Here is a 13836-nt window from a genome sequence, read left to right as displayed (position 1 = left end):
GCAGTACTTTAAAAATCAATATTATGAAAAAGTTATTTAAATATATTCTCCCTTTTGTGATGGCTGGTGGGCTGTTGAGTATAGCCAGCTGTAACAAGGATTTTCTAAACCAGCAACCATTGGATGCTGTTCCTGCAGATCAGGTCTGGAAAGACCCTGCCCTGGCCTCTGCCTTTGTTACAGAAATCTATAATGGACTGGGTAACGGCGGTTTTGATGAGCAGATGCTGGCCTCTTTGTCGGATGAGGCGGTCTTTACGCATACTGGCCGTAATATTAATACCATCAATGAAGGTAGTCTTAGCCCGACGAGTCTTGGATGGGTTTCCGGGACTTATGCCTATGCCAGTATGTATCAGCGTATCCGTGCCTGTAATCTGGCTATAGAGAACCTGGGGAGTCCCACCACTGCTATTACAGATGCAGCTACCAATGCCACGCTTCGTGGACAGGCTTATTTTCTAAGGGCTTATTACTATCATCAATTAGTGCGTTATTATGGTGGCGTGCCGCTTATTACCAAAGATTATGCGCTCAACGATAGTTTTGCCATTGCCCGTAGTAGTTTTGAGGACTGTGTTGATTTTATCGTGAAAGATTGCGACAGTGCAGCTTTATTATTAGAGGATAAGACAATGTCTCCTGGACAAGCTTCTTACATTGCGGCGCTGGCCTTAAAATCAAGAATTCTTTTATATGCGGCCAGTGATTTGCATGTAGCCGCTAATCTTGAGGCGCTGTCTGATTTTGATGATAATGACCCTAATTTTAAAATAGATCAACTAGCTTATACCAGCGGCTCACAAAAGGAGCGTTGGGAAAAAGCAAAAGCGGCTGCCCTGGAAGTTGTAAACAAAGGTGGCGGGGGCTATAAGCTGAATTTGACTAAACCTGTGAGCGCTGCTGAAGGGACTGCGAACTATATCTCTATTGCGATGGGCGGTGGCAGCAAGGCTGCCGGTGTAGATGCTGCTGCGGCTTCAGAATTATTGTTTGCCCGTTATTTTGTGGCTGCCAAGGATGAAGGCGGCGAATATATAGGTAAATATAATGGACCTAATGGTTACCATAACTGGTCTGGGAATACGCCTATTGGATTGCTGGTAGATGATTATGAGATGGCAGACGGCAGTAAATTTGATTGGTCAATAGCCAAAGAAAAAGAGCACCCTTATGACAACCGGGATCCGCGCCTTTATGCAACCATTTTATATGATGGGGCATCTTGGAAACCACGCAGTAAGATCTCAGGGGATGTTGATCCGGCAAATGAAATCCAAACAGGTAGTTACGATTTATTAAACAACAAAGGGGAGAAAATTACGCAAAGCGGACTGGATACCAGAAGTAGTTCAATTGAGGATTGGAATGGTTCCAGAACAGGTTATTATATGCGTAAGTTCATTGATCCGGATCCCAATGTTATTGATGCAAATGACAAGCAGTTTATCCCTTGGCCCTTTTTCAGATATTCGGAAGCGGTGCTGAATTACATTGAATGCTGTCTGGAAACAGGCGATGAAGCTACAGCTACGCTTTGGCTGGACCGTATCCGCTATCGGGCAGGTATGCCTAAGGTTACGGCAACAGGTGTTGATTTAATGAACGAGTATCGTAATGAAAGACGCATCGAATTGGCTTATGAAGAGCATCGCTATCATGATTGCAGAAGGTGGATGATCGCCCCATCTACTCTGGGTAGAAAACTTACTTTTATTAAAATAACAGGAAAGTTTAAATCCGGTAAGACTATGAGTGCGCCTTATCATCACGATGAGAACATTTATGATTATACCTATACACCTTATACTGACAATGGGCATGAAAACAGAACCTGGGTAAATAAAATGTATTTCAGGCCATTTAGCAGAGATGAGGTCAATAAAAATCAGCTCTTGGGTCAAAACCCCGGATATTCTGATTAGCTGAAGGAAACCTGGCAGATTTACAAGTGCGTAACTAAAGTCACTTAACAAAAAGCGGCAGTCAAATTGCAATTGAATAAAAGGCAGTTTGACTGCCTTTTTATTGATTGTAGTCTAAGAGGTCGTCTGGGTAGGGCTTTAGAAGGTTGTCTGAAAGGCGTAAAAAACCTTTTTCAATTGCGGTGAAAAGCTTAATTTTATCAAGAGTGACTGACAAGTAATAACGAATTCAATTCAATGACCACCATGAACCTGAAACTAAGCAGGGTACTACGCAACCCACAAAATTGCCAAAAGACAAAAAGAAATTATCAACTGAGGCGCTGTAACGAGCGCTTAACCTTATTTGTTTTTGTATTGACAACTGCCTTTTGGCTGGGGATAAATCCAATTTCCGGGCTGGCACAGGAAACGCATAATAACTATGTATGGCCAACGGATACGTTGGTGTTACAAAAGCTGCATCACTGGCAGGGGGAGAAATTTGGACTTCTCATGCATTGGGGTACCTATAGTGAATGGGGTATTGTAGAAAGTTGGTCACTCTGTCCTGAGGATGAGGGCTGGACAAAGCGCACCGGTAAATATGCGGATGATTATTTTACCTATAAAAAAGCGTATGAGCATCTGCAAACCACTTTTAATCCGGTTGATTTTAACCCGGATAAATGGGCCAGTGCTGCTAAAGCTGCCGGCATGAAATACGTTGTCTTTACCACCAAGCATCACGACGGATTTTGCATGTTTGATACCAAACAAACGGATTATAAGGTTACTTCTTCAAAGACGCCTTTTTCAAGCAATCCAAAGGCAAATATTGCTAAAGAAGTTTTTAGCAGTTTTAGAAAACAAGGATTTATGATCGGAGCGTACTTTTCAAAACCAGACTGGCACGTACCTTATTATTGGTGGCCTTATTTTCCACCCAAAGACCGCAATGTTAATTATGACCCGGCTAAGTATCCGGATGTATGGAACAAGTTTAAACAGTTCACTTATAACCAGATTCAGGAATTAATGACTGGTTATGGCCAGATGGATATCCTCTGGCTGGATGGAGGCTGGGTTCGGCCTTATAGTGAAAAAGAGCAAAAGGAACAGCATATTTTCAATCAGGATATCGATATGCCCAAAATAGCTGCCATGGCCAGAAAAAATCAGCCAGGCCTGATTGTAGTAGACAGAGCCGTTGGGGGACCCTATGAAAACTACCAGACACCTGAACAGCAGGTGCCTGATAAACCCTTGGACCATCCCTGGGAGAGCTGTATTACCATGGGTAACTCCTGGAGCTATGTACCTGGAGATCATTATAAACCCACCAATACGCTGATTCATCTATTGATCCGTATTGTTTCCAGAGGTGGCAATTTTCTATTAAACATCGGCCCTTCTCCAAAAGGCGACTGGAGTGACACCGCGTACGCCCGTTTAAAAGAAATTGGCAGTTGGATGAAAATTAATAGCAGTGCCATTTATAATTCCAAGCCGATTGCCCCTTATGCTAAGGATAATCTGGTATTTACCCAATCAGAAGATGGAAAGGCAACCTATATCTTTATCCTGACAGATGATAAAAATACGGCTGGCGATCTGACAGTGCCAACTAGTATCCAGCTTCCTGCAGGGCTTTTGTCAGCGAAAAGTAAAATTACAGTTCTGGGCCAGCCTGGCTGGAAAACAAAATTGGATGAAAAAACAGCAAGCCTCCAGATCAAACAAAAAGGAGCCGCTACCATTAAATATGCCCTTGTGTTGAAAGTCTCAAAGCCTTAATTTTAGCCTATAAGAGGGAAGTTGTTTTTTGGGTGATTAATTTATCCATCCGTTGATCTGTCCAGGTGTTCGTTTTTGAGCGAAGTGTTCCAAAAACGAACACCTGGCTTGGTTTGAGAACTGGTGTAATTCATTGATAATTAGGTTGAATCTTGGCTGGCATGTTCTTAGAGGTTGCGCTAAAAAAGTAAAAATGATCCTTTATAATATAAAATCAGCGTGGAGAAGTATTAGAGCTGCCAGATATTACAGTTTACTACATATCATCGGGTTGGGCGTTGCCATCGCTACTGCCGTTTTTATTTTTATTTGGGTAAAATATGAAAGGAGTTTTGATCAGTTTAATCCACATGTCAGTCAGATTTACAGAGTGAATAACGCTTATACTACTTCTGACGGTAATAATACCATCTGGATATCTTCCCCTGCCCCGCTTAGAAAAATTGCTTTGCAAAATAAGCAGGTAGCAGCTTGTGTCAGGATCGGACCAGATTATGGGGCCAGTAAAGTAGTCTATCAGGGTAAGACCATTTATGATATCGGATCAACGACCCGCTTTGTTGACACAGATTTTTTTAGTTTATTCGCGCTGCCTTTATTAAAAGGCGATCCGACTACGGTCCTAGCAAGCAGTAATCAAGTGGTGCTCTCCGCCAGTATGGCGCGAAAGCTATTTGGCAGAGTAGATCCAATAGGCAAAGTCATTACCTTGCATGATAAGGATCATTTTGTTGTTTCCGGGATTGCTAAGGATATGCCTTCCAACAGCTCTTTGCCACATATGGATATCTTTTTGCCTTTGACCTTTATTGCAGGACCTTATCAGCGATCTACAGATAAATCTACCAATAATGCCCAGGCCGTTCATACCATTGATGACGAATACGGCAGTTTTGATTATGGGGTTTATGTACGCATCTTGCCTGGAAGTAATATTAAACAAATTGAGAATCAGATTACCAAGAAGTATTTAGCCCTGGGTGGTCCAGATGTGAGTGGCAATCTGTTTGTTTTACAATCCTTAAAAACCATGCACCTGGTAGATGAATACGGTGGTAAGTCCATGTTGCATTTGGTGGACGCTTTTGGTTGGATTGGCCTACTTATTATACTGATTGCCTGTATCAATTATGTGAACCTCTCTACTGCCAGAGCACTGGTGAGATTAAAGGAAGTGGGCATCAAAAAAATACTGGGTGCAGACAGGAAAGTATTAATGGGACAGTTCTTGATGGAGACTGCTTTGATATTATTTATTGCCATTCTAGCGGCAGCAGTGCTGGTGACTTTATTTATGCCCCTTTATTGCAGGCTCACAGGACATGTGTTTTCCTGGAATCTGTTAGGTGCTTCTTTTATGACAAAGGTTGTTTTGGTGTTGTTGGGCGCTTATTTGGCCTCTGGCGTTTATCCGGCGCTTTTACTTTCTAATTTTCGACCGCTAGCATTTATGAGTGGACAGCAAAGCAAGGGCAGGCCTGCTAAGTTTATCTCCAGACGTGTGCTGGTTGTTATTCAATTTGCCATTTCTGTGGTCATCGTTTTGGTGCTGCCATTATGATCAGGCAAATGCACTATATTAAAACAAAGGATGTCGGTTATAACCGCTCGCTGGTCTTTACCGTGCAAATGCCTGCCGCCATGGAAAACCACAGTGATGCGGTCATTGCAGCTTTACAACAAAATAGTGCTATTGCAGCGGTCAGTACTGCAAATCAAAATATCAATGAAGTAACCAGAAGCAGTGGCGGGTTTGGGATACCGGGCAGATCAGATATTGACTTGCTCTTTAATGATTTGGAGATTGCCCCTGGGTTTTTATCCGCTATGCAGATGAAGCTCACTCAAGGGGCTGGTTTTAGCGGAACGCCGGCAGATTCAAGTGGTTTTCTGTTAAATCAGACGGCAGTTCGGGTTTTAAATCTTCAGCACCCGATTGGACAGCAGGTTATTTATCAGGGCAGGAAAGGAACTGTTATCGGCGTAGTTCGTGATTTTAATTTTCAAAACCTGAAAGAAAAAATTGCCCCAATTGTTATTTATAGCAGGCCGGGTGCCAATGGGAAGCACGGCAGTGTGCTGTATGTGCGGGCGAAAAAGGCCGCTTTGCAACCTGCGATTTCCAGTACGGAGGCGATATTTAAGCAGTACGCTGGTGAACTACCTTTTAAATATGATTTTCTGGATAAAAACTTCAACAGTGCTTACGATAGCTTTAGCAGGTCATTGTCCCTGTTGAATATTTTTTCACTTGTAGCCGTGCTTATTTCTGGCATGGGGCTTTTTGGACTGGCAACTTATACAGCTGAAGTGAAAACAAAAGAGATAGGCATCAGAAAGGTGATGGGTGCCTCCAAAAAAGATATTATAGAGCTTATCAGCCGGGATTTTGTACTATTGGTATTATTGGCAACACTTATTGCCTTGCCGGTAGGATCCTGGATGATGCACAGATGGTTGACCTATTTTGCTTATAAAATAACCATAGGCCCTTGGGTATTTGTCATCGTTATTTTGTTTATGATGCTTATTACCTGGCTGATTATAGGCTTTAAAGCTTTGCAGGCTGCCTCAAAAAATCCGGTCAAGAGCCTTAAAACGGAGTAGAAAATGCGCGAGTAACTAATTAACTAATTAGGCATGACGGCATAAGTTGGGTCACTGAGGATGTCAACTTCAATAAAACCTGCAGCGTCCGCCAGGATTTTGCGGCAATCCTGGCTGAGATGTCGAAGGACAACCTGTTTGCCTGCCCCTTTGTATTTTTCTGTAATATTTTTCAGGGCATCTATGGCGGACATATCTGCCACGCGGGAGGCTTTAAAATCGATAATAATCCGCTCAGGATCCTGTGACACATTGAATTTTTCCAAAAAGGCGGTGGTACTGCCAAAAAATAAAGGGCCATATATCTCATAAACTTTATTACCCTCACTATCTATGGACTTTCTGGCCCGGATCCTTTTGGCATTGTCCCAGGCAAAGGCCAAAGCTGCTATGACAACACCAATTACGACGGCCAGCGCCAGATTTTGCAGGACGACGGTTATGGCTGCTACCAGCATCCCCACAAAAATGTCCGATTTTGGCATTTTACGTATGATCCTGAGACTGCCCCATTTAAATGTATTTATAGCCACCATCATCATGACCCCAACCAGTGCGGCCATGGGAATCTGCTCTATAATAGACCCGCCTATTAGAATGATCAAAAGGATAGTAATCGCACCGATGATACCTGATAGTCTGGTCCTGGCACCCGCCTCAATGTTGACCAGGGTCTGTGCCACCATGGCACATCCGCCCATACCGCCAAAAAATCCATTGACCAGATTGGCTGCTCCCTGAGCTAATGCCTCTTTATTGGCATTGCCTTTTGTACAAGTGATTTCATCCACCATATTTAAGGTAAGTAAAGTTTCTATCAGGCCAACACCAGCCATTAGTAGTGAATAGGGGAGTATGGTTTTGAGCGTAGTCCAGTTTATAGGGACGCCTGGAATGTGAAAAGGCGGAAACTTACCGCTGACGGCGGCAATATCCAGTACTTTTTTGGTGTGGATATTAAATATGAAGACCAGTAAGGCTGTAATGATAATTGCTGCAAGTGATGAGGGAATTGCTTTTGTCAGTTTAGGGAAAAATACAACAATCAGTATGGTAAGTAAAGTAAGCGCTGCCATAACCATAAGCGCCGTACCGGTAAGCCAGGACGAGACGCCATCTAGGGAAACTTTGAACTGCTCTACCTGTGCCATAAAAATAATGATGGCCAGTCCGTTTAAAAAGCCATACATCACCGGTTGAGGAATCAATCTTACAAATTTACCTAACTTGAAAATACCGACTAAAGCCTGGAATATGCCACCCAGGATAATGGCGGCAAACAGATATTGCGGTCCATGAGTGGCTACAAGTGCGATAAGCACAACCACTGTAGATCCGGCTCCTCCGGAAACCATTCCAGGCCTTCCGCCGAATATGGCGGTAATTAGTCCCATCATAAAAGCAGCATATAGTCCAATCAGGGGAGCCAGGCCTGCCAAAATTGCAAAAGAGAGAGATTCTGGAATCATAGTCATGGCGACTGTCATCCCTGCCAGAATTTCTGTTTTTAAATCAATGTCACGAATTGCCTTAAATGTGGAGGAGATCATATAAATACGCAGTGGTCAGTCAATAAACTGTTCCAGGATTAAAAAATGTGTGCAAAGGTAAGTTTTTGCCCCTATTTGCCTATCGTTAAAATATTAAATACGTAATTTTTGCCAGACTGCTTCATTATCAGTATTTTTATGAAAGGTTTTGATCATTTGCCAGAGAACTTTGGTAGGTATAAACAAATTTAAAAAATAAAACCATGCAAAAGAGGACGCTTATTCTAATAGGAAAAATTGTTATCGCGCTGTTTTTGTTGGTATTGGCTTTTTGGGGAGAAAAGATTGGCCAGCCTTGGAAAAGCATACTATGGGTCATTACGGTTGTTGTATTACTTGGTATTGTCTTTGGCAATAGGTATAAAAAAGCCAAACAGTCTGAACGATATTAAGATGACGGTAGTTCCAGAACGTTTATGCACTGCCGCTGCCGCGATCCATGGATCGCAGGGTCCCTTAAAAAGAGCATGCAATTAAAAAATGGTGGTTAAATAGTCAGCTTTTAAACATTGCTCACTTTTATATGATTGTTTTGGTTTATATGGTAAGTGCTTTTTGCTTATAATGTCACATTTTTTAAAAAAAACTGTAATAAATATAAATTTAGTAATCGAATTGGCCTTTTGGCACAGGCTTTGTACTTAATATAATCTCATAAGCAGTTAGTTTTGGTTGCGGCCCCTATATCCATAGGGGCCAATTTTTTATAGGACTAAGGATGATGGCTAAGGATCCTTCAAAGTTAATTATATTTTCATGAAAATTTCATGAAAATGTAACAAGTTTTCATCTAAAGGCCAGACCCGGAAAACATAGGGGCAGTATAACTATATGCCTATTTTAATTAAATGCTGAATATTTTGGATGTTATCCTTTGGCTCTTTGTTTAAAAAATTCAATGGATGCCTGTAATTCCTGTTCATTTTCAGGTAATTGAACCTTTAGGCCTTGGGCAAGTCGCGCCTGGATACTTTCAGTAAAAGGTCTAAATGTTTGATTGTAACTAGCAAAGGCTGCATGGTAATCTCCTTTTGAAGCGACAAGCGCATCTGCCACATTTTTCGCCCCCAATATTGCCAGGGTGGTGCCCATTCCCGTAAAAAAGCTTGGTGCATATGCAGCGTCTCCAATTAATGCGACCCTTTCTTTTGTCCAGGTCGGCATATGAATTTGACACACTTCATCAAAAAATAAGCTGTCTGAATGCAGTAAGGCCTCCAGTATTTCAGGGATTTTCCAGTTCGTATCCTTACCAAAAGCTGCTTTCAGTATTTGCTTGTGTTGCGCTTGATTTCGGTAATCCCAATTCAGTTTTGGAGAAAGGAACATCAACAGGGCATTCACGCTATGGTGAAACTGGTAAAGCACCGCTTGTTTGCCGACTTCCCGATAGACAATTCCGGTGTCTTTGGCTCTGTCAGTAGGTATGTTATTGGCCTCGGCAAATGCAAAATACACTCCGAAAAATTTGCTGAAATGTTTTTCATCTCCAAAAGCCAATTTTCTAACAATAGAATGCGTGCCATCTGCTCCAAACACTAAATCAAAATCTCCTTGCGCGCCATTTTCAAAAGTTACAGCAACATGCTGCGTATGCTGTGTAAGCGTTTTAATACTATTGCCAAACAGAAACTCAACCTGATTATCTGAGGTGGCTTGGTAAAGTATCTCCACCAAATCAAAGCGATTAATCTCAATGTCGCCACGATACTGCTCAAAGTTGTTGATGGAGAAATTAACCAAGGTTTCGTTTTTTGCATTGACGATTTCTGTATCATGGATAAATTCTTTGGCCTTTATTTTTTCATAGATGCCCATATCTTTGACCACGTTTAAGGCCTGACCGCGTACATCAATTGGCGAACCTCCTTTTCGCAATTCCTTTCCAATTTCAACAATGGTTATTTTCAATTGGTCACCCCCGAATTTGTTTAGCCAATAGGCTAGTGTTAATCCCGCAAAACTTGCTCCTGAAATTAATATATGTTTTTTCATCACTATAAGATTGTTATTGTTGTAATTATTGTTATTGACAATGCAAAATTATTTGTAACTTTTCAAATAAAATAGCTATATAACTACTAAAAATAGTCGTAAAAATTATGAAAAAGGGAACTACTCCGGATACTGAATATGGAACAAGGTTTGAAAAGATCATCGGAAGTGATATTCAAAACTTTGAAATCAAGTTTTTGAAGTCCTATGATTTTTTACCCGAACTGATGTTGCATTTCGGGTCTTTTATAGTGAAAAAAACATTTATAAGACAAACAGCGACTGTCAACGGAATCGAGGATGGTATTAGCTTTCACTTTTATAACTTTTTTGAGGATGCTACAAAAAGCACTGGGAAAAATAGCAGTACACAATCAAAGGAAGCGCCCTTTGTGCGTATATTCCCCATTGCTATCACACAAAAAATAAAAATGACCAAAGATACACAGGCAACTCATCTTTCGGTAGCGATTAGTATGGGTTATTTAAAGCAATTTTTAAATGAGGAGGTTAAGTATTTTCAGTTTTTGTTTGACCAAAGTCATAATTTTTTAATTGAAGAAATTATGACGGATGATATCCTGCGAACGGTAAATGAAATCGTTAGACAGGATGAACCAAGCACTTTAAAAAGTTATCACTACAGGCTTAAATCAATGGAACTGCTTTATCATTTGTTTAAGAGTTTGCGCAAACGAACGCAATCAGTACATGAAAAGCTTAGCGAAAATGACATAAATGCCATTTATAAAGTACGGGACCAGATTATTTTTTCATTGAGCAAACCCAGTACTATTGCTGAGCTAATCAAAATTGCCGGAATGAATGAATTAAAAATGCGTAGGATTTTTAAACAGGTTTTTGGAAAGGGTATTTACGATTATTATCAGCACATAAGAATGAAAGAAGCCGCCAGGCTTTTGCGGGAAGAAAAATTATCGGTATCCCAGGTAGGCTATCAAATGGGCTTTGAAAACCTAAGCCATTTCACCAGAGTATTTGAAAAGCATATTGGCAATAAACCAAAAAGATACAGTAGCGAATTTAATTAATCATTTGTGTTGATCATGCTTCTTGCCTTGACCTACCCTAAAATGTCCGGCAAAATAAAGCATAAAGATTAGGTAAAAAACAAAAGGGATCCAAAATCGGATCCCTTTTGTTTTTTTGTTTTTTGTGGGAGTTGAGGGGCTCGAACCCCCGACCCTCTGCTTGTAAGGCAGATGCTCTAAACCAACTGAGCTAAACTCCCTTCCGTTATCGGAGTGCAAATATAGGTCGACAATTTTTATCACCAAACTTTTTTTCAAAGATTTTTTAATTTTTTTTCCTGGTCCAAAACTCTCTTGAAACAGTCGGCAATTTCTTTTTACCTTTACCGTCTTTTGATAGCAGACAAATTATGATACAATATACTAAGTTCGTTTTAGAAAATGGCCTGCGCGTACTGGTTCATCCAGATGATACCACGCCCATGGCCGTCGTTAATATTATGTATGATGCCGGGGCCAGGGATGAAGATCCGGGGAAAACTGGATTTGCCCATCTTTTTGAGCATCTGATGTTTGGAGGTAGTATTAATATTGCTGATTACGATGAACCGCTGCAGCTGGCAGGAGGGGAGAATAATGCCTATACAACCAATGACCTCACTAATTATTATTTGCAGCTTCCGGCGCAGAATCTGGAAACAGCCTTCTGGTTGGAGAGTGACCGAATGCTTAGTTTGGCTTTTTCCGAGAAATCCCTGGAAGTGCAACGTAAGGTTGTGTCAGAGGAATTCAAAGAGCACTATATCAATAAACCCTATGGTGACGTTTGGCATAAACTCAGAGAATTAGCCTACAGTACCCATCCTTACCGTTGGATGACCATTGGAAAGGAGCTCAAACACGTTGAAGATGCTACCTTGGCCGATGTAAAACAGTTTTTCTTTAAACATTATCGGCCTCAAAATGCCATATTGGTCGTGGCAGGTAATGTCCAGTTAGAAGAAGTAAAACGCCTGGCAGAAAAATGGTTTGGTCCAATAGAAAGCGGCGAGCCATATACAAGAGATTTACCCAAAGAACCCAGACAAACGAAGGATCGCTATCTTGAAGTGAGCGCTGATGTGCCTATTGACGCGCTATATATGGCCTGGCATATGTGTGACCGGTTGGATCCCAAGTATTTTCCGACAGATTTAATGACAGATATTTTGGGTGGGAGTGCGTCCAGCAGACTCCACCAGAAATTAGTCAAGGAAAGACAGCTCTTTTCGGGGATTGCCTGTTATCATTTAGGTACACTGGATCCAGGACTTGTGGTGATTGATGGCAAACTGGTCAGTGGTGTAACGATGCAGCAAGCTGAGCAAGCCGTCCGGGAAGAAATAAAAAAGATAATGGATGAGCCCGTTAGTGAGCGCGAACTCCAGGCAGTGATCAATAAAACAGAAAGCATGATTGCTTTTGAAGATATGAGCGTGCTTAATAGAGCCAATAGTCTGGCCTTTTATGAACTACTTGGAGATGCGAGCCTGATTAATACGGAACTGGCTCGTTATCAAAGCGTAACAGCAGCTGATATCCAACAAGTTGCTAATGAGATATTTAGGGAAGGCAACTGTAATATTTTGCAGTACAAGGGCAAAATAAGTCAAAGCTAGTCACACGCGACAAAAGTGAACCATTTAAAAACGACAATTATCCATGTTAAATAGAAAAGAAATACCCATATAACAGATCCGGTTGATTTTGATCTCCATTTAAAACCGATTGCTGTACAAGAACTTAAAAACCATACACCCGTTTATAGTATAGATGCCGGTCAGGAAGAAGTCATGTCTTTAGAACTACTTTTCGAGGCCGGCGCTGCCTTTGAAGCAAAAGCACAGGTTGCCGCCGCTGTAAATACGCTTATTAAAAACGGCACGCAAGATAAATCGGCTTTTGAGATCGCAGAAACAGTAGACTTTTATGGTGCTTATTTAAATACCCAGTGTAGTACAGAATACAGCAGCCTGACTTTAAGCTGCCTTAGTCGCCAGTTACCTAATTTGTTACCCTTACTCGTTGAATTACTGACTGAAAGTCAGTTCCCGCAGCAGGAATTAGATATTTATAAGCAAAACAGTTTGCAGCGCTTACAAATGAACCTCAAAAAAGGCGAGTTTGTAGCGGGAAGACTCATAGATGCCTATGCTTATGGTCCCAGGCACCCTTATGGTAAATACACACACAAAGAGGATTTGATAGCCTTAAACAGGCAGGATTTACTAGACTTTTATAAAGGTTTTTACACCCATGGCAGGTTAAAAATATTTGTAGCAGGCAAATTACCTAAAGATATATTTACACTATTAAATGACAGCCTTGGAAACCTGCCTTTTAATCAGGCGGATTCTACTTTAAGTAGTATTGATTACAGCCATGATCCGGATCAGGAAAAACTTCACACCGTCATCAATGATGATAGTAGTGTACAAGGCGCTATTCGCCTGGAAAGACTCATGCCAGGTCGTAAAAGTCCGGACTGGTCAGGACTAATGGTACTCAATACTGTTTTTGGCGGTTATTTTGGTTCTAGGTTAATGAGTAATATCAGAGAAGACAAAGGATATACCTATGGTATTCATTCCTATTTGCAAAATCATATCCATGAGAGTGCATGGGTAGTTTCTACAGAGGCTGGCAGGGATGTCTGCGGCGAGACCATTAAAGAAGTCTGGAAAGAGTCCACTTTGTTAAAAACGGAGCTGGTTGACAAAGAAGAACTGCAATTAGTGAAGAACTATGTGATAGGCAGCGTTTTAGGAACACTCGACGGGCCGTTTCAGATTATTAATCGTTGGAAAAGCTATATTTTGCATGATTTGTCTGCCGATCATTTTGACAAGCACATGGAAGTGGTAAAAACTATTCAGCCTGCAGCGCTGAAAGCGCTCGCAGAAAAATACATGGATGAATCTAAGTTTTACCAATTGACGGTTTTTTAGTACA

Annotated in this window: 10 protein-coding genes and 1 tRNA gene; 8 read left to right on the top strand and 3 right to left on the bottom strand. The window is 41.2% G+C overall.

What is annotated here, in order from left to right; translation table 11 throughout:
* The first annotated feature begins 23 nt into the window (after positions 1-23).
* The 4 genes from FSB73_RS02885 to FSB73_RS02870 all read left to right on the top strand — a co-directional run bounded on the left by FSB73_RS02885 (position 24) and on the right by FSB73_RS02870 (position 6308).
* Positions 24-1925 (top strand): RagB/SusD family nutrient uptake outer membrane protein, encoded by a 1902-nt coding sequence (locus tag FSB73_RS02885; protein WP_146780047.1) that lies wholly within the window; start codon positions 24-26, stop codon positions 1923-1925.
* A 246-nt stretch (positions 1926-2171) separates the two neighbouring features.
* Positions 2172-3701, top strand: coding sequence for an alpha-L-fucosidase (locus tag FSB73_RS02880; RefSeq protein ID WP_146780046.1), 1530 nt, complete (start codon positions 2172-2174; stop codon positions 3699-3701).
* Positions 3702-3894: 193 nt separating this feature from the next.
* Positions 3895-5262 (top strand): ABC transporter permease, encoded by a 1368-nt coding sequence (locus FSB73_RS02875; RefSeq protein ID WP_146780045.1) that lies wholly within the window; start codon positions 3895-3897, stop codon positions 5260-5262.
* 8 nt (positions 5263-5270) lie between these two features.
* A complete protein-coding gene (locus FSB73_RS02870; RefSeq protein ID WP_158639387.1) occupies positions 5271-6308 on the top strand; it encodes an ABC transporter permease in 1038 nt (345 codons plus the stop codon).
* Between the two features lie 23 nt (positions 6309-6331).
* On the opposite strand, the gene FSB73_RS02865 is transcribed toward FSB73_RS02870, so the two are convergent.
* Positions 6332-7858, bottom strand: a complete 1527-nt coding sequence (locus FSB73_RS02865; RefSeq protein WP_146780043.1) for a SulP family inorganic anion transporter — start codon at positions 7856-7858, stop codon at positions 6332-6334.
* 203 nt (positions 7859-8061) lie between these two features.
* On the opposite strand from FSB73_RS02865, the gene FSB73_RS02860 reads away from it, so the two are divergent.
* The gene (locus FSB73_RS02860) at positions 8062-8250 is read left to right on the top strand and encodes a hypothetical protein (RefSeq protein WP_146780042.1); all 189 of its coding nucleotides are present in this window, start codon (positions 8062-8064) and stop codon (positions 8248-8250) included.
* Positions 8251-8725: 475 nt separating this feature from the next.
* On the opposite strand, the gene FSB73_RS02855 is transcribed toward FSB73_RS02860, so the two are convergent.
* The gene (locus FSB73_RS02855) at positions 8726-9853 is read right to left on the bottom strand and encodes an FAD-dependent monooxygenase (RefSeq protein WP_146780041.1); all 1128 of its coding nucleotides are present in this window, start codon (positions 9851-9853) and stop codon (positions 8726-8728) included.
* Between the two features lie 107 nt (positions 9854-9960).
* On the opposite strand from FSB73_RS02855, the gene FSB73_RS02850 reads away from it, so the two are divergent.
* Positions 9961-10905, top strand: coding sequence for a helix-turn-helix domain-containing protein (locus FSB73_RS02850; protein ID WP_146780040.1), 945 nt, complete (start codon positions 9961-9963; stop codon positions 10903-10905).
* Between the two features lie 125 nt (positions 10906-11030).
* Here the strand turns inward: FSB73_RS02850 and FSB73_RS02845 are convergent.
* A tRNA-Val gene (locus tag FSB73_RS02845) sits at positions 11031-11105 on the bottom strand.
* Positions 11106-11255: 150 nt separating this feature from the next.
* Between FSB73_RS02845 and FSB73_RS02840 the strand changes: the two genes are divergently transcribed.
* Entirely contained in the window at positions 11256-12503 is a 1248-nt protein-coding gene (locus FSB73_RS02840) for a M16 family metallopeptidase (protein WP_146780039.1), read from the top strand.
* A gap of 69 nt (positions 12504-12572) precedes the next feature.
* Positions 12573-13832, top strand: coding sequence for a M16 family metallopeptidase (locus tag FSB73_RS02835; protein ID WP_146780038.1), 1260 nt, complete (start codon positions 12573-12575; stop codon positions 13830-13832).
* Positions 13833-13836 lie beyond the last annotated feature (4 nt).

This window comes from Arachidicoccus ginsenosidivorans, from assembly GCF_007971385.1.
GTDB lineage: Bacteria > Bacteroidota > Bacteroidia > Chitinophagales > Chitinophagaceae > Arachidicoccus > Arachidicoccus ginsenosidivorans.
This window is presented reverse-complemented; position numbering and strand designations above follow the sequence as displayed.